Consider the following 19,724-nt stretch of genomic DNA (forward strand, 5'->3'; position numbering starts at 1 on the left):
TAATTTGGGGTCCTGGTTAATTAATCTGTGTAGGCGTCAGTTACACACCCTTCACTGGCATTGCTTACCTGTTTAATATATTTATAGAGTACACCACTTTTCACTGGTGGAGGCAATTGAACCCACGCTGCTCTGCGTGCTGCAAGTTCCTCATCAGAAATATTCAGCTGAATGGTATTGTTAACGGCATCAATAGTGATGATATCATTGTCTTTTACAAGGCCGATATTTCCGCCGTCCCATGCTTCCGGTGTGATATGGCCTACCACAAATCCGTGGGTACCACCAGAAAAACGTCCGTCAGTAATCAAGGCTACAGATTTACCTAAACCTGCTCCGATAATTGCGGATGTGGGTTTCAGCATTTCCGGCATTCCCGGTGCTCCTTTAGGGCCAACCTGGATAATTACCACTACATCGCCGCGCTGTACTTTTCCGCTTTGGATGCCGGCAATCAGGTTTTGCTCACCTTCAAACACACGGGCAGGTCCTTCAAACTTTTCGCCTTCTTTACCGCTGATCTTAGCAACTGCACCTTTTTCAGCAAGGTTACCATACAGCATCTGCAGGTGGCCTGTAGATTTTAAAGCTTGTTCAACAGGGAAGATCACTTTTTGTGCTTCAAAGTCAAGGTCACGTGCATCAGCCACATTTTCTGCCAATGTTTTACCGGTAACTGTGATACAGTCGCCATGAACCAATCCTACTTTCAAAAGATATTTTAAGATCGCGGGAACACCACCTATCTCATGAACGTCTTCCATTAAATATTGTCCGCTTGGTTTTAAGTCGGCCAGAACAGGAGTGTGATCACTGATACGTTGAAAATCTTCCAGTGTCAGACTTAATCCTATTGACTTCGCCATTGCAATCAAGTGCAATACTGCATTGGTTGAACCACCCAATACCATTACGGTTACGATTGCATTGTGAAACGATTTTTCCGTCATGATATCTGAAGGAAGGATATTTTTCTCGAGTAATAACCTGATTGCTTTTCCTGCTTCGGTACATTCCTGTTTTTTCTCGTCACTTGTAGCCGGATGAGAAGAGCTGTAGGGAAGACTCATTCCCATAGCTTCAATGGCCGATGCCATTGTATTGGCAGTATACATACCGCCACATGCCCCGGCTCCCGGGCAAGTATTACGGATAACGCCCTGATAGTCTTCTTCAGATAAATTACCTGCTAATTTTTCTCCCAGTGCTTCAAAAGCAGAAACAATATTTAGTGACTTTCCTTTGTATTTCCCGGAATGGATACTCCCTCCGTAAACCATGATTGATGGTCTGTTCAGGCGTCCCATTGCCATAATAGAACCCGGCATATTTTTATCGCAGCCAGGAATCGTGATCAGGCCATCATAATATTGACCGCCGCAGATAGTCTCGATAGAGTCTGCAATTACATCCCTGGATACCAGTGAGTAGCGCATGCCATCGGTACCATTAGACATACCGTCACTTACACCAATTGTACCGAAAGTTAAACCGACCATATCATTGCTCCAGACGCCGTCTTTGACGATCTTTGCAAGATCATTCAGGTGCATATTGCAGGTATTACCATCATAACCCATGCTGGCAATCCCTACCTGTGCTTTTTTCATATCCTCAGTGGTCAGGCCAATTCCATATAACATGGCTTGTGCTCCTGGCTGGGTAGGATCTTGTGTTAAAACTTTACTGTAGCGGTTTAGTTCTGGTGTTTGTGACATTTTTTCTTTTACTTGTTATATGATTACTTCGTAATTTTGTTTTTCTAATACTAATGCTTTATAGGTTCTCTGGATCGTTGCGCCTAAGGTCTCAGTCCATATCGCCGGGAATACCGCTTCATCAACCGAAGCGATGCCAATGATCTCAGCCGCCGTTCCACAGAAAAAAGCGCTGTCTGCATTTTTCAGGTCATCAACCGAAAGGTGTTTTTCAATACATTCAATATCCAGGGTTTTGCACAACCTGATTACTGTTGCCCTGGTGATTCCAGGTAGTATGCTGCCCGGCGGGGGAGTGTACAACTTCCCGTTTTTCTCGATAAAAACATTAGCTTCGGGGGCTTCAGCTATATTGTTGTGCATATCAAGCAAAATGGCTTCGTCAAAACCGTTCTTCTTAGCTTCTGTAGTTGCCATAATGGAATTGATGCAGTGGCCGCTCGCTTTAGCTTCTACATGTGTAGATTTGGGATTAGGCCGCTGATAGCTTGATATACCAACCTTCAACTGTTCATTACCGAGGTAGATTCCCCATTCCCATGCACAGATCATGATGGAAGACTCCGTTGCCGGGCTAAGCGACATATTGTGTCCGCAGTAAACCAGCGGCCGGATGTATGCATCTTTCAGATTATTTTTCTTTAATAATTTGTAGGTCTGCCTGATCAGTTCTTCGGTATCAAACGGAAAGGGGATATGCATCAGTTCGGCAGAGCGCTTCAAGCGGTCAAAGTGTTCTTTTGCTTTAAATATCCGCGTTCCGTTATGTGTTTTATACGCTCTTATTCCTTCAAATACAGCATAACCACAGTGCAGGGACTGACCATACAAATCTGTTTTAGTCTCAGCTGATTTGATAAACTGCCCGTTTAGGTAAAGCACTGTATTTGAATCGTAGTATTGCATTTTGGTTCCTGGTATATTTGTTTGAGTTCATTAAAAAAGCGCCTCTTTTGGGGGGCGCTTTCAGATATTTTATTAAATATTCATTTACAGCGCCTTATTGTCCTGAAGGATCAGGAGGGTAGTCAAGTTAATAATGACGTTTAGGTTTGCTGTAAATGAAGTGTTCATTTCGGTGTCTTTTTGTTGTTTTTATATAAAACCAATTTACTTTATGCATTACAAACTGTCAATAGCAGATTGAAAATAAATGAAAAAAAATATTATATAGTTTATAGTGGTTATCTTGGAATAATATTCTGTTTTTATGTGCAATTACATTTATATAGGTGGAGACATCTATACCAAATATGATTTCGGTATTCGGTATAGATGTTATGCTTGCATTGTAATTAACTAAATTCTGCCTAAAATTGCTGAACCGGTGTAAGAAGTTGAAATTACATGTATGTTTTACAGTATTCTAAAGTACGTAAATTTATGCTGTCACGCATAAAAAAAGAGAGCATTTTTTGAATGCTCTCTTTTTCTAATTGATTTATACTTAGATATTAGGCAACACCTTCCGCCAAAACAATAATCTTATTTTTTAAAACTTCTACTACCCCGCCTTTGATCACAACGATCTCTTCGTCAGTTTTAGTTTTAATAATTACCGGACCATCTTCCAAAGTTGAAATAATTGGCGCATGGTCTCTTAATATCTGGAAAGATCCCATTGTTCCCGGTACTGTAACAGCTGTTACTTCGCCTTCAAAGATTTTTTTATCTGGTGTTAATATTTCTAATGTCATATATTAAGTGTATACGCCTGATTAAGCGTTTGCTTCAGCTAATAGTTTTTTACCTTTTTCAACTGCATCTTCAATGCTACCTACCAGGTTAAATGCAGCCTCAGGATACTCGTCAACCTCGCCATCCATGATCATGTTAAATGCCCTGATCGTTTCTTTGATATCCACCAATACACCTTTCAGGCCTGTAAACTGTTCAGCTACGTGGAAAGGCTGAGATAAGAAACGCTGAACACGGCGTGCGCGGTGAACAACCAGTTTATCTTCTTCAGATAACTCATCCATACCTAAGATGGCGATGATATCCTGCAGTTCTTTGTAACGTTGCAGCAGCTCTTTTACACGTTGGGCAGTATTGTAATGTTCATCACCTAAAATAGCGGGAGAAAGGATACGTGAGGTAGAGTTCAGAGGATCTACAGCAGGATAAATACCAAGCTCAGCAATTTTACGTGATAATAATGTTGTGGCATCAAGGTGGGCAAATGTAGTAGCCGGAGCCGGGTCAGTCTCATCATCCGCAGGGACATAAACAGCCTGTACAGATGTAATTGAACCACGTTTAGTTGAGGTAATACGTTCCTGCATTAATCCCATTTCCGTAGCCAGTGTTGGCTGGTAACCTACCGCAGAAGGCATACGGCCTAAAAGTGCCGATACTTCAGAACCTGCCTGGGTAAAACGGAAGATGTTGTCAACGAAGAAAAGAATATCTTTTCCTGCGCCTTCTCCATCACCGTCACGGAAATATTCAGCAACGGTTAATCCTGATAAAGCTACACGTGCACGTGCACCAGGAGGCTCGTTCATCTGACCGAATACCAGTGTTGCTTTAGATTCTTTTAATTTTTCGGTATCAACTTTACTGAGGTCCCATCCGCCTTCTTCCATCGAATGAAGGAATTCCTCGCCATAGTTGATTACACCAGATTCGATAAACTCACGTAAAAGGTCATTTCCTTCGCGTGTACGTTCTCCAACTCCTGCGAATACCGATAGACCATCATATGCTTTCGCAATGTTGTTTACCAGCTCCATGATCAATACAGTCTTACCAACACCTGCACCACCAAATAAACCGATCTTACCACCTTTAACGTAAGGCTCTAATAAATCGATTACTTTGATACCTGTGTAAAGTACTTCTGATTCAGTTGAAAGTTCGTCGAAACGCGGAGGTGCATTGTGGATGGATTTTCCAACAGTTTTGTCAACTGCGTTGATACCATCAATTGCTTCACCTATAACATTGAATAAACGACCTTTGATTTGATCTCCAACAGGCATTTTGATTGGGGATCCTGTGCTTAATACAGACATTCCGCGAACCAGACCATCAGTCGAGTCCATCGCAATGGTACGTACACGGTCTTCACCAAGATGTTGTTGAACTTCTAAAACGATCTTCTGTCCGTTTTCTTTTTCAATCTCTAATGCAGAGAAGATTTGAGGTAAATGAGCATCGTCAGCAAAACTCACGTCTACTACCGGTCCTATAATCTGCGCTATTTTTCCAATGTTAGGCATATATTGTTTTTGGTAAAATTATAAATATCAAATTGTTAAAGACCCATTTAAAGCCTGCAATTCGGTTTGCAAAGCTAAGATTTTCCGATATATTTTTTATATATAAATAAAAAGTTTTTCCACAGTTTTTTTATTGATAGTTTAGCAGGTATGAAAACGATATTAGTTACTGGCAGCAATGGGCTGCTGGGGCAGAAAATAACCGCTGCTGTGCTGGCTGGCAGGCAATTTAATCTGATCGCTACCTCAAAGGGACTGAATCGTTATAAGGTTACGAAAGGTTACCAATATGCTTCGATGGATATCCTTGATCCGGCAGACGTGAGAGCGGTAATAGAAAAATATAAGCCTGATTCAATCATTCACACTGCCGCTCTGACAAATGTGGATAAGTGCCAGGAGCAACAAGAACTGGCCTGTCAGCTGAACGTGGAAGCGGTAAGGACGCTGGTTGAGATCTGCAGTGAATATCATATACAGCTGATCCACTTGTCTACAGATTTTGTTTTTGATGGCGCAGCCGGCCCGTATGATGAAGAAGGTATTCCCAACCCACTGAGCTACTATGGCGAAACCAAGCTCAGGGCAGAAGAAATCGTTAAAAATGCAAAATGTAAGTGGTCTATCGTCCGCACTATTATTGTGTATGGCATTGTAACTGAAAAAAGCAGAAGCAATATTGTGCTCTGGGCAAAGGAAGCGCTGGAAAAAGGAGAACCCATCAATGTGGTGAACGACCAGTGGCGGATGCCTACACTGGCCGAAGATCTGGCCGAAGGCTGCCTGCTGATCGCGGAAAGGGATGCAACCGGCATATACAATATTTCTGGTGATGAAATGATGAGTATTTCAGAACTGGTAGCCAAGGTTGCTGATTTCTGGAAGCTGGACAAAACACCGATCAGAGAGATCAGTTCCGCATCACTTAACCAGGCTGCAAGGCGTCCAGTGAAAACTGGTTTTATCTTAGATAAGGCGGTCCGTGAACTTGGGTATATGCCGCATAGTTTTGAAGAAGGACTTAAATTATTGGAGAAGCAACTGCACGAAAGAGAACTTTAATAAAATAATATATCAAATGGAATTACAAATAGGCGACCAGGCACCGGATTTTAAACTGGTAAGTTCGGAATTGAAAGAAATTACACTGGCTGATTTTAAAGGGAAGAAGGTAGTAATACAGTTTTTTCCAATGGCTTTTACCGGTACTTGTACCACTCAGCTTTGTACAATGAGAGATAGTTTTGGCTTTTATGAAGGAATGAATGCAGCAGTATTAGGAATTTCAGTGGATTCTCCTTTTACCCTGGCAAAATTCAAAGAAGAGCAGTTTTATCAGTTTCCTTTACTGTCGGATTTTAATAAAGAAGCATCTCCGGCGTATGGTGCATTTTATAAGGAATTTGCCTATAACCTGAAAGGAGTTTCTAAAAGAGCGGCATTTGTGATCGATGAAGAAGGAAAAGTTATGTATGCTGAAGTTTTGGAGTCAGCAGGCGATCTTCCTGACTTTAATGCGATTAAGAAGGTTCTTGAAGGATAATTGAACTGGTGTTTGTACGGATTGGAAGTTTATTTTCAGAAAAAGTTTTGAAATCCGATTACTAATACTACTTTTGCAATCCCGTAACGAACGGAATGCATTTGTAGCTCAATTGGATAGAGCATCTCACTACGGATGAGAAGGTTTGGGGTTCGAATCCCTACAAGTGCACCAGACAAGGTGCTAGATCTAATAGGTCTAGCACCTTTTTTTGTCTGTTCTTTTTTTCCTGCACAGGCAAATGATGGTGCCAGTAACTCACTTTTCAAACCGCTGATACAAATGGGGGTAGTGCAAGTTGGCAAGCTATGCACACTTAATATGAAATAAATCAAATAATCAATTCACATAACTACAAAACCTATGAAAATCTTATTCTCTATTCGTTTTTCTAATTGTAGTTTCTTGTACAAACGATACAAGTAATGCTTAAAGCTCAAAAATAAAAGACACAACCTACCTTGATATCAGGGGTAATAAGTATAATTATCTGGGGAAAATTCCAGATAGCCTTCGGACATTCGAACAAAAGGAGCATCTGAAAAAATTATAAAGGGTAGTTTCTCAGCATCTTGTTGTCGAAAAAATCATGAAGTCTTTAATTTAAGTAGAAAAAATTTTATAGCACAGGGACTATCTAGCTATGATTATGATCTAGTGCAAAAAGGGATTCGCGAGAATAATATGTGGATCGATGAAAAGAAAATAAAAAATGCCGATTCTATGATTACAAAGTTTAAGGCAGATTTAGCACCGGAAATTTATTGATAGAACATTTTAAGGTGTAATTCAAAGCCTGTGATCGGATGGACACAGGCTTTTTTTTATATCGTTTTATCGTAACGTATCATTGATACAGGTGAACTGCAGCCGGTAAAGAATACATTAAGCTTGTACTTATAACTAGAATATACAATATGGTTTTCGTGATTTTTATTGGCAAGATGAATTTTTAAAAATATTTAACATAGCTTCCAGCTTTAAATAAGGCACTGCCTGGGTTTAGTTTTGGGTAATCCCGGTACACACCTACATTAATCCTACTGCAAACCTACCCCTGACCTACTCAGCGGGTAGGTTTACGATAGCGTTAAGATAGGAACAATAGGCGTTTAATGGATGGTTGCGTAAAAGGCATACCGGCCGGAACGCTGCGCCAATTGCAGACATGTGCCGTCAGCGGGCGGGTTTTGCTTTAATTTTAAGTTTTTGTTGCTTATTTTGGGTTAAACTTTAAAACCCAGGATGATGGCAATACAAAAATATGGGCCTTTTGGCCCCTTCTCCGGAAAATTAGGAAATGTAATAGGTTATATAGACCAAAAGGGGCAGCAAAGGCTCCGTACCGTTGGCGAGCACAAATTTATGAATCCAAGTGTCCGTTTGCGTGAAACCTGGTTAAAAACGTCGCTGACCACGGCCTTTCTCAAACCAGTCACTGAATTCATCAGAATGGGTTTTGCTGCCCAGGCAAAATCAGAAGGAATGAGCGCCTACAATTTGGCCGCATCGGTAACAAGAAAGGCAATCACCGGAACTTATCCGGACCTGCAAATCGATTTCAGCAAAGTATTGTTCTCTTCAGGGATGATGCCCGTAGCAAGAGAACCCGAAACCATTGCCGTTGATGGAGGACTGATGTTTTCATGGGATCATACCCGGCTCGAAAATGGAACAAGGGCTGGCGATCAGGTTATGCTGATGGCTTATTTCCCCGGGAGCTCAAAGGCTGTGTTTTTAAGGAGCGGAGCGAAACGCAGCCAGGGGTATGAGTTTTTAAGCCTGCCAGTTCTTGCGGAACAAGAACCAGTTGAAACTTATATTTCTTTCATTTCAGAAGACCACAGCAGCATTTCAAACAGTATTTATACAAGGCAGATCTTATGGGGAAGTGTTAAATAATTATTATATCAAAAATAAATTTCAGAAAGGTTGCTGTCTCTGGTGGAAACGTAGCAGCTGCCATGATCATGAAGGATATGGTTACTGAAGAATTCTAACCGGAAGTGTGTTTTAATTTTCTTTCTCACTTATTCCCAGTGCTTTTTTCATTGCCCTTATCAGATCGATATTAAATTGTCTGCTGATTGACGAACCGGTAACGAAATCAAATACATGGAAGGCGCCAGGATAAACATGCAGTTCTGTAGGAATGCCAGATCTTAATAAACGTTGCGCATAGCTGATATTTTCATCCAGGAAAAGATCAAGCGCGCCAACAAATATGGAAGCAGGGGGAAGCTCCTCCATAACCTTTACCCTGGCTGCGGCTGCATAAGGAGAAACGCCGTCAATCCCTGGCTCATGACCCAGCAAAGATTTCCATCCATAATAATTTTTTTGGCGTTCCCAGATAAATTCGCCTGTATAAGGGTTCGGATCCGCATCAACGCTGGTGCGATCGTCGATCATGGGATAGATGAGAAACTGATGAATTAGATGTACTTCTCTTCTGTCTCTTGCTAAAATGGCGAGCGCGGCCGCCAATCCTCCACCGGCACTTTCTCCGTAAACACCAATTTTCTTACTGTCAATTTCCAGTGCATCTGCATTTTCAATCATCCACTTCAAAGCCAGATAACAATCTTCTATTGACTGTGGAAATGGGTTTTCTGGTGCCAGGCGATAGTCAACAGACACCACCACTATACCTAATGTATTGCAGAGCAGCTGGTTTCTTGCGTCAGAACTTTCGGGCATACCTATTATATAACCACCACCGTGTATATGAAGCAATGCGCCTTTTCTTAAATTTACGGCATTCTCTGGTTTGTAAATTACAAGCCTGATTTTACTGTCCGAAGCATCAATAAATTCTTCGCTTATAGCAACATTTTTGAGCTTTTCTGATGACATTTCGTGTATTGTAGTATTAACACTATCACGAACATCCTGAATATTTTCATCAGAATATTTAATTTCAGAATAACCGTCCAACATGGGAAGAATTTCCGGATCTACCAAATTTATTGTTTTCATGCTTTATTTTTAATCAAATCAATCTGTTTTCACTTTATTTGTCTCAGGTTCCATAACTGCCAGTACCTCCTCAGGTAAACCATTAGCTCAGGATTTGGCTTGAAAATTCTCCAGATAATTATTATAATAACGGATTTAGTTAATTTATTATTATTTTATGTAATGAAATGGCGGTAATTTTTTTTCAATGTGTTAAACTGATATATAGTTTAGTTTTAAGACTCATAGATACCTCATTAGCGTCTTAATTAGCTGACCTGAATAAATAATTTATTTTCTATATTGTTTACTTATATCTTAATACTTGCATTTTTAGTGTTAAAATAAACTATATATGAGTCATTGTTAAACAATATGTTAATTTTATAACATCTCTAAAATTTGAGGTGTTCTATTTAAGAACCTCGTCAAAACTAACGTGAAAATTATGAACACGAGGGGTAAGTAGAGCACTGGCTTGCTTATACTTGCAAAATGTAGGTCCGGCGCAGCTTATTGTAGTGTTCAGAATAGTTAGCATTGTTCATTGAAATGTTACGCAAGACAAGTGCATGTTTAAACCAGCCATACATTATCAGCACTGGTTCTAAAACTATTTTTTCCTAAAAATTGAACGAACTTGATTAATAATTCTATATTTGCAGCCTTGAAAGGATTTTGGTCTGTTAAGTTTTACAACAGATATGTGAATTGAAAAATCTCTTTTGTTTTTGAAGAGATAAAAGACTAGAAATTTTCGATCAATCCACACAGAATCAATAAGGATAAATTTAGTCAAAAGGATATAGGCTTTCCTGCGACTCTATATATAATTTAAGGTTTCAGACCTTTTCTTTTTTTATTCTGCGGTTTCGCAGAATTTGATTTAGAAGGGTAAAAACTATTGGATTTATTAAATGGAATTAATTTATTCTCTAGGTCAGAATATCGGTTTATTGAGGCTAATTTGATTAGATCCTCTAAAAATGATTCGAGATTTGTACCTCAGGGAGCACAATCAACTGAGAAAAGCCTTGCTGCCTGTGGCGGGAAGGCTTTTTAAATTTTAAAGACAACCCAAATGCTTAATTTTGTTCTCTTTGGCCCACCGGGTGCAGGTAAAGGCACCCAATCAGAAAAATTGATAGCGCGTTATCAATTAAATCACATCTCTACAGGTGACATTTTCAGAGCACATATCAGCAACCAGACCCCGCTTGGACAACAAGTGAGTGCGTTGATCGCTGATGGACAACTTGTTCCTGATGCAATTACCATTGCAATGCTGGAAGAGGAGGTGGAAAAGAATCCCGGAGCTAAAGGATTTATTTTTGACGGTTTTCCAAGAACTGTGGCCCAGGCTGCGGCGTTGGATGAATTCCTGGAAAGTAAAGGAAGTTCGATCGCAGCAGTTATTGCGCTGGATGTTGATCAGGAAGAACTCACAAAAAGAATTGCCGAGCGTCAGAAATTAACCAATAGGGTTGATGACCAGGCAGACAAATTACAAAAACGCATTGAAGAGTATTTCAGCAAGACCATCCATGTTTTGCCTTATTACGAAGCGCAGAACAAATTGAGTAAAGTAAACGGCATTGGCAAGATCGATGACATCTTTGCTGAATTATGTGAAGTGGTAGATAAATATTAAAAAAGAGTTATGTCACAAGGTTCAAATTTTGTAGATTACGTTAAAATATGCTGCCGTTCCGGAAAAGGAGGGGCAGGATCTTCACATTTGCACCGTGATAAAATGACTTCTACCGGTGGTCCGGATGGTGGTGATGGTGGAAGAGGAGGACACGTTATCCTAAAGGGTAATGCACAATTCTGGACACTCCTGCACCTGAAATACCGCAAACATATTCTTGCTTCTGACGGTGGTCCCGGTTCAAGCTCTACCAGTTCCGGTAAGTTTGGTAAGGATGAACTTTTGGAAGTGCCTCTCGGTACTATTGCTAAAGATGCTGAAACCGGCGAAGTTCTTTTCGAAATTACTGAAGACGGACAGACAGAGATCTTAACTCCGGGCGGGCGGGGTGGTTTAGGAAACTGGCATTTTAAGACTTCCACTCTACAAACTCCCCGTTTTGCGCAGCCAGGTGAATCCGGTATTGAGCAGTGGATCGTTCTTGAGCTAAAGGTGCTGGCAGATGTTGGTCTGGTAGGCTTTCCTAACGCGGGAAAATCAACATTGTTATCTGTAGTATCTGCCGCAAAACCAGAGATTGCTGATTATCCTTTTACTACACTGGTACCAAATCTTGGAATTGTTTCTTATCGGGGCAGTCAGTCGTTTGTTATGGCTGATATTCCCGGTATCATTGAAGGAGCGTCAAAAGGAAAAGGGTTAGGATACCGCTTCTTACGACATATAGAACGTAACTCAGTGCTTTTATTTATGGTTCCTGCCGATACAGGCCGGTCTATCAAAGCTGAATACGAGATCCTGAAAACAGAATTGCTTGAATATAATCCTGAATTGATGCAGAAGCCGCACTTACTGGCTATTACCAAATCTGATATGCTTGATGATGAATTGGTCTCCGAAATGGAGAAAGATCTTCCAACCCATATTCCATCAATTTTTATTTCTTCAGTTGCGCAAAAAGGTATTACAGAATTGAAGGATATGATATGGAAAGCTATTAACGCCGAAGAACCCTCTCTTACATCAAAATAAATTTTCGAAATCTTATTGAATTATTTGTGATTATTATTAATTCCTTTTAAATTAGGATTAATAATTAACGTTTTATTGCTGTAATAAGGAATTTTATATTCTGAATATAAAATTATCTAGAGCAATGCTCAAGATAGGCATGAGATTTGTGTTTATTTAAGACTAATTCAAATAATATGGATAAGAGATCATTTAATTTCCTTTTCGCAATTGTAGCAGCTTCTATGGTTGTTCTGGGTACTTACAAAATGGCTAAGAAAAAGGGCCATATTTTGGCTTCCCAAACACCTGCAGTAAGCAAGAACACAAAATAATATCGTTTGCAGCATGATACGGTCAGATGAGTTTCATCTATATAAATTAACTATTCACCGATAAACAATATCTCTTATCAGTGAATAGCGTTTAATTTGTATATGTTACGTCTGAAGGCATTTTCTATCATTTTACACATTGCCGGCTGGCTGTTATTTTTGATGTTGCCGCTGTTGTTTATGCACAGCGGCCAAGAAATTTGCTGGTACGGAATTCTGTATTCCCTGCCGTTCCTGTGTTTCTGCCTATGTTATATCTCAATTTTTTATATCAACTTCTGTTATTTTATTCCTGATTATTTTATCCGCAAAAAATATACGGTATACTTCTTATGTATTGCACTACTTTTTGCAGGGGTATTTTATTTAAGGCCGTTTGACAGGCTGATGAACAGCCGGATCATCATTTCGGCTTCGAAATGCGCAGAATACCACCCCGGAATAATAAAGGAGATAAGTTTTACGGGCCAGGCGACGAATTTCACCGGCCGGGCAGAGGCTGACTTTGCTCCCCTTTCAAGCGAATTAATTTGTATCAGTAATTTCATAGACTTGCAGAAACTCCGTCTTGGAAAAATGGTTACGCTGAATTATAGTATAGAAGGGGAGCCTGCCGATTACCAGATCTGTCCTCTGCTGCTGATGACCTTTATAGAAAACGTTTTTAAATACGGACTCAGCAATCATATACCTGCATTGATTGTAATCAGTATCCGTATACAAAAAGGCAGCATTATTTTTCATAGCCAAAATACCATCTTTGACAGCAAAAGACATACTGAAAGAACAGGAATAGGAATAGCCAATACCAGGAAAAGACTGGAACATCTGTATCCGGGCACACATACCCTTGCGATCGACCAGTCTGAAAGACTTTTTACTGTTGACCTTGTACTTCGTTATTAATCATTTTATATATTTTGCAATAGACGATGAACCTCTGGCCGCAGAATTGATCAGCACCTATATTTCGCGTTTTCCTGATTTTGAGCTCTTACAAACATTTGAAGATGCCGTTTCAGGGGCTGAATATATGAACAGGACTGAGGTTGACTTGCTGTTCCTGGATATCAATATGCCGGATATTTCTGGTATTGACCTTGCCAGAGCACTTGAAAAGAAACTGATGATCATATTTACTACTGCCTATAAACAATTTGCTTTTGAGGGATTCGAACTTCAGGCGATTGATTACCTGTTAAAGCCAATTGATTTTGAACGTTTTACCAGGGCCATACATAAGGCTGTAGATTATCATAATTATAAGAACAATCTACATCTTCTATACGATGATGCAAGTATTTATGTGCATTCTGAATACAGGATGGTGAAAATTGTACTGAAAAATATCGAGTACCTGGAAAGTATGGAGGATTATGTAAAGATTCACCTGAAAGGGCTTCCGCCGGTACTTACATTAATGCCATTGAAACGAATACTGGAGAACTACCTTCAACTGAATTTAAGCGAATCCACCGCAGTTTTATAGTTTCCGTGAAGAAAGTCAGGTCGGTTCAGAACAGGAAAATAAAACTAACCACAGTAGAACTGCCGATCAGTGGCAATTATGCGGATGAGGTAAAGCAATGGTTGAAGAATTGAGATAAAAAATTTAAATGCAGTCACCTGCTGCTTATGATGGTTAGGATCTAAAAATTTTATTTTAATCGTTCAAACGTATCGCTTTCAGGAATAATATCCATTTTTTTGTTCAGATATTTCAATTTATTTATTTAACAATAATAAATTATGGGATTTGGAGTTAACTTTTTGGCATTTATGATATAAATTTGATATTGCATCGCGGTAAGTTGTTAAAAAGTGTTAATATTGTGCAGGATATGGTTGAAATGATCATCTTTGGGTTTGAAATATTCAATATTGAAAAGATTAAGACGATAAATTTAGCATTATACAATTTTGTGCTGAAAATTGCAGGTGTATTAAGTATATCATAAAAGAAAAACCCGTTCATACAGGTTTATATTTGGTTAGAAAAGGGATGACTCTGGATAGATCATCCCTTTCTTGTATAACCAATGTTTCATCGCCACGCTAAAGTTGGTTCCTGGTTATTTTTCCTTTTACAATAAATAGTCTTTTAATGGCATTCCTGTCCAGTATCGTATCACCTTTATAATTTGGATTTGAAGCACGTAGTACTATCTTGCTGCTGGTATGGTGTTCAAAAAGTAATTTTACAGTGGTAATGTTATTGGCATATTCATCGGCAATGATTAAATAGGCTTCTCCCCATTGGATAATTTCTTTATTGATCACTTCCCTTACGGCGATGATCTCACCACTGGCATATTTTGGATACATGCTGTCCCCGTATACCGGAAGGTAAGCATCACAATCATTAAACGGCCTGAAATTCACGTAATATTCAGGCTTCTCCCGCAACAGGTTAAATTCTCCTGAAGAGATCTCTGAGGGGTTGATGTTAATAAACGGAACTCCTTCATTGGGTTCTGCTGTGACGGCGGGATTGACCTCATGAAGTTCCTCATCTGAAAACATGTTCCCGGTTCCTGTAGCCAGCCATTTTTCATTGATGTGGTAATGTCTGATCACGTCTTCTGAAAGTCGTTTTCCAATTTTTCTGACGCCATTTTCTATAGGCGAGAAGTTGTTTACATGTTTAGCGATCACTCCGTAGAACTCCTGAAGGGTCATTTTCTTCGCCAACCGTATCTCTTTTAATCGAGGTCCGAAATTTTCTCTGTGATTATCAGTCATTTATCTAATTACGAAAATTAATTATTAATTTATAGCTTTATTATAACATAGATGTATTATCTTTACTTTATAATTTATTGCAATATACGAAATAAATATTTGAATATGTATGTAGTTTGAATTATTTTTTATTCACTGTTGTTAATTTAACCAAATCAACTTGTTATGAGAACCTCAATTTCAAATCTTAATGGTGAGCAGCAAAATAAGCTGAATCATTTAAGCAGAGACCTGAAAAGGGCTTTAAATCCATTGGCTATTATTTGTTACGGGCACCGGGCCGGCGTTAGTTTTCAAAGTTCCGCTTTTTTAAATTCGGGAGTGCGAAAAAGTAACTCCTCGGTATTTGACATTTTCTTAATGATCAATAACGATGAAACCTTACCGGATAGTGTGGTGCTGGAAATTGCAAGACGCAGCTGCGCTGCCCATACTGCGGGTAATATCATCGTATTCAGGATGCAGGATGTACTTTTAAACCTAAAAAATGAGAGCAGGTTCTTTTCCAGTATTTTCAGAAATGGCATTCTGCTTCACGGAAATAAAAATGCACTTCGTCTGTTGCCTGCTCCTTTGCCACCGGTTTGTTTTACCAGTGATTACGAGAAACAGGCACTTCATACTTTATTGCAGTATTCACAGCAATGTTTGCTCAGGGTGGAAAAGAATCTGAAAGATGGATATGATGACCCGCAGTTAAATCTTATTCTTCTGAATGAAAGTGCAGTTTTTAGTATCAGGTATTTTATAGCTGCTTACTGGGGAACAGAGATACAGGCAGGTCTGAACGATTTATTGAAATTCAGCACCAATATAACGGATGATTTAAATGGGCTCTTTCCCTGCAACACGATGGAGGAGCTGATCATGTTCCATGTGATTAACCTGGATCTGATTGATGAAGGCTTCTGCGCCGGCGATGCGCTGATCAGGACGCTGTTTAAACGGGTTTCCCGGCTGGTTGCCCTGAGCAAAAGTTGTGCGCAAAGAAAGATCGCCCAACTTTTACCTGCTTAAGATGATATTTTATAACTTTGACCGATCAATTATTAAAAACCTTATGTACAAAACACTGCAACCTGTGCTGCAACAGGAACTGGAACAAATAGAAAAGGACGGACTATATAAACGTGAGCGGGTAATTGTAACGCCTCAGGGAGCCGATATCAAAGTAAGTACAGGTCAGGAAGTGGTCAACTTCTGCGCCAACAATTACCTGGGTCTTTCCTCAGATCCCCGAGTAACTGCGGCAGCCAAAAGTGCTATCGATAAATATGGTTACGGAATGTCTTCTGTCCGGTTTATCTGTGGAACACAAGATGTACACAAAGAGCTCGAACAGAAATTATCCGAATTTCTGGGAACCGAAGATACAATCCTTTATGCAGCGGCTTTCGATGCAAACGGCGGTGTTTTTGAACCCCTGTTTAATGAACAGGACGCAATCATTTCGGATGAGCTTAACCATGCCTCAATTATTGACGGCGTACGTTTATGTAAAGCCAAGAGGTTCCGCTATAAACATAATGATATGGGAGATCTTGAAGAACAGCTAAAAGCTTCATCGGCAAACAGGCACAGGATCATTGTTACTGATGGTGCTTTCTCCATGGATGGCACCATTGCACAACTGGACAAAATTTGTGACCTCGCTGATAAATATCATGCCCTGGTGATGATTGATGAATCCCACTGCTCCGGCTTTATGGGCAAAACGGGCAGGGGCACACATGAACATTGCGGAGTAATAGACCGGATCGACATTATTACAGGCACCCTCGGTAAGGCATTAGGTGGTGCTTCGGGAGGTTTTACTGCCGGTAAAAAGGAGATCATTGATATGCTGCGCCAGCGTTCAAGGCCTTATCTGTTCTCCAATACACTGGCACCGGCTATTGCAGGTGCGTCTATTGCAGTACTGGATCTTTTAAGTGAAACCACAGAGTTGAGGGATAAGCTGGAACAAAATACAATGTACTTCCGCCAGAAGATGACCGCTGCCGGGTTTGATATCAAAGAAGGGCTGCACCCTATTGTACCTGTCATGTTATATGATGCTAAACTTGCACAGGAATTTGCCGCAAAAATGCTCGATGAAGGCATTTATGTAATTGGGTTCTATTATCCGGTTGTTCCTCAGGGGAAAGCGCGCATCCGTGTACAGCTTTCTGCCGCACATGAACAGCATCATCTTGATAAAGCCATTGCTGCATTCGTGAAAATAGGTAAAGAGCTGAAAGTGATCTGAGCCTGATTTATTTTATAGATCTGCTTCGGGCCGTCTCCTTATTCACAGAGGAGACGGCCTTGCAGTGTAAAGGTATAGGAGGCGTGTAAATATATTAATGAAATAGCTGTATATTTGGCATTATGTTGCAAGATAAGATCACACAGTATACGATTGAAATCAATGCATTTTCTACAGAAAATGCTGATGAACTAGAACAATTTAGAATAAAATTCCTTGGTACAAAAGGAATTATAAAAGATATTTTTGATGAATTTAAGGCCGTTTCTCCTGAGGAAAAAAGGACTCTGGGAAAGGTTTTAAATGAATTTAAACAACTTGCTGAAGCGAAATATCAAACGCTGAAAGAGCAGGATGCTACTGAACTGACCGGAAAAGATGCCGGGCTGGACTTAACACTTCCGGGCGCAGGTTTTGAAGTCGGAACAAGACACCCTTTGGCATTGGTAAGAAGAGAGATCGTTGATATCTTTAGCAAACTGGGGTTTGTAGTGGCCGAAGGGCCTGAAATTGAAGACGACTGGCACAATTTCTCTGCATTGAATTTCCCTGAAGAACATCCGGCAAGAGATATGCAGGATACTTTTTTTATAAAAAAGGGAGGTGAACAGGGCGATATCGCATTAAGGACACATACTTCTTCTGTTCAGGTAAGAATGATGGAAGCTGGAAAACCACCGTTCAGGGCATTGATGCCCGGGCGCGTTTACCGTAACGAAGCGATCTCCGCAAGGGCACATTGTTTTTTTCACCAGGTAGAGGGGCTTTATGTAGATGAGAAAGTCTCATTTGCAGACCTGAAACAAACCCTGTTTTATTTTGTTCAGGAGCTTTACGGCGAAGGTACCAAAGTGCGTTTCCGTCCTTCCTATTTTCCGTTTACTGAACCATCGGCTGAAATGGATATCTCCTGTACGATCTGTGAGGGGGCCGGATGCCAGTTCTGTAAATATAGTGGCTGGGTAGAAATACTGGGCTGCGGAATGGTAGATCCTAATGTACTGGAAAATTGTGGCATTGACAGTAAAAAATATAGCGGTTTTGCTTTTGGTATGGGAATAGAAAGGATTGCAAATCTTAAATTTGTAATAAAGGACTTACGTTTATTCTCAGAAAATGACTCTCGTTTCCTTAAACAATTTAAAACGTCATTGATCTGAACATGATCAGAGTAGCCTGGGTAATTCTACTGGTGTCAATTTTAAGTAGCTGCGGTAAAACAACCAATGTGGTGCCAAACGTTGCTGTAAATTTGAACCTGCCTTTAACAGACCCCAGGCTGATCAATCTGAGCAGCTCAGGGCGGGCAGTGCTGCTTAACGGTTATGGCGTTTCGGGATTGGTGCTGTACAGGACAATATTAAACGGCTATGTAGCATATGACCGTTGCAGCACGGTAAATCCTGAAAAAAGATGTGCAGTTGTTTTGGATGAGGGTGCTTTCACAGTGAGTGATCCATGTTCAGGAGCTAAATTCCTCCTTGAAGATGGGAGTCCGGCCAAGGCACCGGCTACATTGTCATTAAAGGAATATAGTGTAAGGGTAGCAGGTAATACAATACAAGTAACTAATTGATGGAACCAGAAAAGATTAAAGAGAGCATCATTAGAGCTGCTAAGGAGTTATTCAGGAAATATGGGTATCACAAGACAAGTGTGAATGAGATCGCAAAAAAGGCAAAGATCGCTAAAGCTACTATCTATAAATACTTTGAGAGCAAAGAACAGGTACTGGATGCCATTCTAATGGATTACCTGGACCTTAACCTCCACGAAATCTTAAAAAATAAAGCTCAGTTTGTTGACGAGGAGGAACACCTCAAAGCCCTGGTCATGAAAACCTGCAGGCTCACTTATACCGTATGCAACGAATTCATTGGCTGGGATTTTGTAAGGGAAAATGCAAACTCCCAGGAATTTCTTAAACATTTGTCAGATCAGCTGGAATCGCTCCTGCTCTCGGCCTACCTCGGCCTTGATCATTTTAAAAATAATCCTTCCAGAAGAGAGGGGCTTGCGTTCCTGCTAAAAGCGAGCAAGAGCATAGTTTTTTCCTTCGCATTCACATCGGTCAGTGATTCTGACGTCCGCAAAAATTTCGTGAGTTTCCAAAAGGAGATATTGCCTTTCTTAGTGAAAGCCGCCCTTTAACGCCCAGATATTATCCAAACGATAATTTGTAGTTGTCCTTTATATACCGATTTGGTTTTTGGTATATAAACAGTTATATTTAGCCATAACGTCGTTTGAAATGAGTAAAGAGGTATTAGAAATTTCTATTTTAGTAGACGAAA

Annotated in this window: 20 protein-coding genes and 1 tRNA gene; 15 read left to right on the forward strand and 6 right to left on the reverse strand. The window is 40.1% G+C overall.

What is annotated here, in order from left to right:
* Positions 1 to 20 precede the first annotated feature (20 nt).
* The 4 genes from ilvD to atpD all read right to left on the reverse strand — a co-directional run bounded on the left by ilvD (position 21) and on the right by atpD (position 4,942).
* Positions 21 to 1,718, reverse strand: a complete 1,698-nt coding sequence (gene ilvD / locus BLW16_RS11780) for a dihydroxy-acid dehydratase (protein ID WP_090556778.1) — start codon at positions 1,716 to 1,718, stop codon at positions 21 to 23.
* A gap of 15 nt (positions 1,719 to 1,733) precedes the next feature.
* Positions 1,734 to 2,624 carry a branched-chain amino acid transaminase gene (locus BLW16_RS11785; RefSeq protein WP_090556779.1) on the reverse strand — a complete coding sequence of 297 codons (891 nt, stop codon included), beginning with the start codon at positions 2,622 to 2,624 and terminating at the stop codon, positions 1,734 to 1,736.
* A gap of 548 nt (positions 2,625 to 3,172) precedes the next feature.
* Positions 3,173 to 3,415: an ATP synthase F1 subunit epsilon gene (atpC, locus tag BLW16_RS11790; RefSeq protein WP_090556780.1), complete on the reverse strand. Its 243-nt coding sequence runs from the start codon at positions 3,413 to 3,415 to the stop codon at positions 3,173 to 3,175.
* Positions 3,416 to 3,436: 21 nt separating this feature from the next.
* Complete coding sequence (atpD, locus tag BLW16_RS11795; RefSeq protein ID WP_090556781.1) at positions 3,437 to 4,942, reverse strand: F0F1 ATP synthase subunit beta; 1,506 nt, start codon at positions 4,940 to 4,942, stop codon at positions 3,437 to 3,439.
* A 150-nt stretch (positions 4,943 to 5,092) separates the two neighbouring features.
* Between atpD and BLW16_RS11800 the strand changes: the two genes are divergently transcribed.
* From BLW16_RS11800 to BLW16_RS11815, 4 genes are all read left to right on the forward strand, one after another.
* A complete protein-coding gene (locus BLW16_RS11800) occupies positions 5,093 to 6,004 on the forward strand; it encodes an SDR family oxidoreductase (protein ID WP_090556782.1) in 912 nt (303 codons plus the stop codon).
* 16 nt (positions 6,005 to 6,020) lie between these two features.
* Entirely contained in the window at positions 6,021 to 6,485 is a 465-nt protein-coding gene (locus BLW16_RS11805; RefSeq protein ID WP_090556783.1) for a redoxin domain-containing protein, read from the forward strand.
* 97 nt (positions 6,486 to 6,582) lie between these two features.
* Positions 6,583 to 6,659, forward strand: a tRNA-Arg gene (locus BLW16_RS11810).
* A 1,071-nt stretch (positions 6,660 to 7,730) separates the two neighbouring features.
* Positions 7,731 to 8,387: a DUF6266 family protein gene (locus BLW16_RS11815; protein WP_090556784.1), complete on the forward strand. Its 657-nt coding sequence runs from the start codon at positions 7,731 to 7,733 to the stop codon at positions 8,385 to 8,387.
* A 111-nt stretch (positions 8,388 to 8,498) separates the two neighbouring features.
* Here BLW16_RS11815 and BLW16_RS11820 read toward each other — a convergent pair whose 3' ends face one another.
* Entirely contained in the window at positions 8,499 to 9,464 is a 966-nt protein-coding gene (locus tag BLW16_RS11820) for an alpha/beta hydrolase (RefSeq protein ID WP_090556785.1), read from the reverse strand.
* Positions 9,465 to 10,524: 1,060 nt separating this feature from the next.
* Here BLW16_RS11820 and BLW16_RS11825 point away from each other — a divergent pair.
* The 6 genes from BLW16_RS11825 (at position 10,525) to BLW16_RS24035 (ending at position 14,042) form a co-directional block, all read left to right on the forward strand.
* The gene (locus BLW16_RS11825) at positions 10,525 to 11,094 is read left to right on the forward strand and encodes an adenylate kinase (protein ID WP_090556786.1); all 570 of its coding nucleotides are present in this window, start codon (positions 10,525 to 10,527) and stop codon (positions 11,092 to 11,094) included.
* Between the two features lie 9 nt (positions 11,095 to 11,103).
* Positions 11,104 to 12,126, forward strand: a complete 1,023-nt coding sequence (obgE, locus tag BLW16_RS11830) for a GTPase ObgE (RefSeq protein WP_090556787.1) — start codon at positions 11,104 to 11,106, stop codon at positions 12,124 to 12,126.
* Positions 12,127 to 12,302: 176 nt separating this feature from the next.
* A complete protein-coding gene (locus tag BLW16_RS23260; protein ID WP_175470560.1) occupies positions 12,303 to 12,440 on the forward strand; it encodes a hypothetical protein in 138 nt (45 codons plus the stop codon).
* 387 nt (positions 12,441 to 12,827) lie between these two features.
* The gene (locus BLW16_RS23010) at positions 12,828 to 13,346 is read left to right on the forward strand and encodes a LytS family sensor histidine kinase (RefSeq protein ID WP_139298314.1); all 519 of its coding nucleotides are present in this window, start codon (positions 12,828 to 12,830) and stop codon (positions 13,344 to 13,346) included.
* The gene (locus BLW16_RS11840) at positions 13,330 to 13,929 is read left to right on the forward strand and encodes a LytR/AlgR family response regulator transcription factor (RefSeq protein ID WP_217631559.1); all 600 of its coding nucleotides are present in this window, start codon (positions 13,330 to 13,332) and stop codon (positions 13,927 to 13,929) included. Before BLW16_RS23010 ends, BLW16_RS11840 begins: the two co-directional genes overlap by 17 nt.
* A 5-nt stretch (positions 13,930 to 13,934) precedes the next feature.
* A complete protein-coding gene (locus tag BLW16_RS24035; protein ID WP_394332017.1) occupies positions 13,935 to 14,042 on the forward strand; it encodes a hypothetical protein in 108 nt (35 codons plus the stop codon).
* A gap of 453 nt (positions 14,043 to 14,495) precedes the next feature.
* Here the strand turns inward: BLW16_RS24035 and BLW16_RS11845 are convergent, their stop codons facing one another.
* Positions 14,496 to 15,182 carry an XRE family transcriptional regulator gene (locus BLW16_RS11845; protein ID WP_090556789.1) on the reverse strand — a complete coding sequence of 229 codons (687 nt, stop codon included), beginning with the start codon at positions 15,180 to 15,182 and terminating at the stop codon, positions 14,496 to 14,498.
* 165 nt (positions 15,183 to 15,347) lie between these two features.
* Here BLW16_RS11845 and BLW16_RS11850 point away from each other — a divergent pair, with 165 nt between their 5' ends.
* The 5 genes from BLW16_RS11850 to BLW16_RS11870 all read left to right on the forward strand — a co-directional run bounded on the left by BLW16_RS11850 (position 15,348) and on the right by BLW16_RS11870 (position 19,581).
* On the forward strand, positions 15,348 to 16,199 hold the full coding sequence (locus tag BLW16_RS11850; RefSeq protein ID WP_090556790.1) for a hypothetical protein: 852 nt from the start codon (positions 15,348 to 15,350) through the stop codon (positions 16,197 to 16,199).
* 43 nt (positions 16,200 to 16,242) lie between these two features.
* Positions 16,243 to 17,430: a glycine C-acetyltransferase gene (gene kbl / locus BLW16_RS11855; RefSeq protein ID WP_090556873.1), complete on the forward strand. Its 1,188-nt coding sequence runs from the start codon at positions 16,243 to 16,245 to the stop codon at positions 17,428 to 17,430.
* 122 nt (positions 17,431 to 17,552) lie between these two features.
* Positions 17,553 to 18,590 carry a phenylalanine--tRNA ligase subunit alpha gene (pheS, locus tag BLW16_RS11860; RefSeq protein WP_090556791.1) on the forward strand — a complete coding sequence of 346 codons (1,038 nt, stop codon included), beginning with the start codon at positions 17,553 to 17,555 and terminating at the stop codon, positions 18,588 to 18,590.
* A gap of 2 nt (positions 18,591 to 18,592) precedes the next feature.
* Positions 18,593 to 19,006 carry a Rieske (2Fe-2S) protein gene (locus tag BLW16_RS11865; RefSeq protein WP_090556792.1) on the forward strand — a complete coding sequence of 138 codons (414 nt, stop codon included), beginning with the start codon at positions 18,593 to 18,595 and terminating at the stop codon, positions 19,004 to 19,006.
* Complete coding sequence (locus tag BLW16_RS11870) at positions 19,006 to 19,581, forward strand: TetR/AcrR family transcriptional regulator (RefSeq protein ID WP_090556793.1); 576 nt, start codon at positions 19,006 to 19,008, stop codon at positions 19,579 to 19,581. Before BLW16_RS11865 ends, BLW16_RS11870 begins: the two co-directional genes overlap by 1 nt.
* The last annotated feature ends 143 nt before the right edge of the window (positions 19,582 to 19,724 follow it).

The sequence above is a fragment of the Pedobacter hartonius genome (assembly GCF_900107535.1).
Taxonomy (GTDB): domain Bacteria; phylum Bacteroidota; class Bacteroidia; order Sphingobacteriales; family Sphingobacteriaceae; genus Pedobacter; species Pedobacter hartonius.

What these genes read in the sequence shown, in the direction of transcription:
- BLW16_RS23010 (WP_139298314.1), top strand. Translation starts at nt 12,828, where the DNA reads ATGAACAGCCGGATCATCATTTCGGCTTCGAAATGCGCAGAATACCAC.
- BLW16_RS23260 (WP_175470560.1), top strand. Translation starts at nt 12,303, where the DNA reads ATGGATAAGAGATCATTTAATTTCCTTTTCGCAATTGTAGCAGCTTCT.
- kbl (WP_090556873.1), top strand. Translation starts at nt 16,243, where the DNA reads ATGTACAAAACACTGCAACCTGTGCTGCAACAGGAACTGGAACAAATA.
- obgE (WP_090556787.1), top strand. Translation starts at nt 11,104, where the DNA reads ATGTCACAAGGTTCAAATTTTGTAGATTACGTTAAAATATGCTGCCGT.
- BLW16_RS11805 (WP_090556783.1), top strand. Translation starts at nt 6,021, where the DNA reads ATGGAATTACAAATAGGCGACCAGGCACCGGATTTTAAACTGGTAAGT.
- ilvD (WP_090556778.1), bottom strand. Translation starts at nt 1,718, where the DNA reads ATGTCACAAACACCAGAACTAAACCGCTACAGTAAAGTTTTAACACAA.
- BLW16_RS11870 (WP_090556793.1), top strand. Translation starts at nt 19,006, where the DNA reads ATGGAACCAGAAAAGATTAAAGAGAGCATCATTAGAGCTGCTAAGGAG.
- BLW16_RS11815 (WP_090556784.1), top strand. Translation starts at nt 7,731, where the DNA reads ATGATGGCAATACAAAAATATGGGCCTTTTGGCCCCTTCTCCGGAAAA.
- atpC (WP_090556780.1), bottom strand. Translation starts at nt 3,415, where the DNA reads ATGACATTAGAAATATTAACACCAGATAAAAAAATCTTTGAAGGCGAA.
- BLW16_RS11800 (WP_090556782.1), top strand. Translation starts at nt 5,093, where the DNA reads ATGAAAACGATATTAGTTACTGGCAGCAATGGGCTGCTGGGGCAGAAA.
- BLW16_RS11820 (WP_090556785.1), bottom strand. Translation starts at nt 9,464, where the DNA reads ATGAAAACAATAAATTTGGTAGATCCGGAAATTCTTCCCATGTTGGAC.
- atpD (WP_090556781.1), bottom strand. Translation starts at nt 4,942, where the DNA reads ATGCCTAACATTGGAAAAATAGCGCAGATTATAGGACCGGTAGTAGAC.
- BLW16_RS11825 (WP_090556786.1), top strand. Translation starts at nt 10,525, where the DNA reads ATGCTTAATTTTGTTCTCTTTGGCCCACCGGGTGCAGGTAAAGGCACC.
- BLW16_RS11785 (WP_090556779.1), bottom strand. Translation starts at nt 2,624, where the DNA reads ATGCAATACTACGATTCAAATACAGTGCTTTACCTAAACGGGCAGTTT.
- BLW16_RS11865 (WP_090556792.1), top strand. Translation starts at nt 18,593, where the DNA reads ATGATCAGAGTAGCCTGGGTAATTCTACTGGTGTCAATTTTAAGTAGC.
- pheS (WP_090556791.1), top strand. Translation starts at nt 17,553, where the DNA reads ATGTTGCAAGATAAGATCACACAGTATACGATTGAAATCAATGCATTT.
- BLW16_RS11845 (WP_090556789.1), bottom strand. Translation starts at nt 15,182, where the DNA reads ATGACTGATAATCACAGAGAAAATTTCGGACCTCGATTAAAAGAGATA.
- BLW16_RS11850 (WP_090556790.1), top strand. Translation starts at nt 15,348, where the DNA reads ATGAGAACCTCAATTTCAAATCTTAATGGTGAGCAGCAAAATAAGCTG.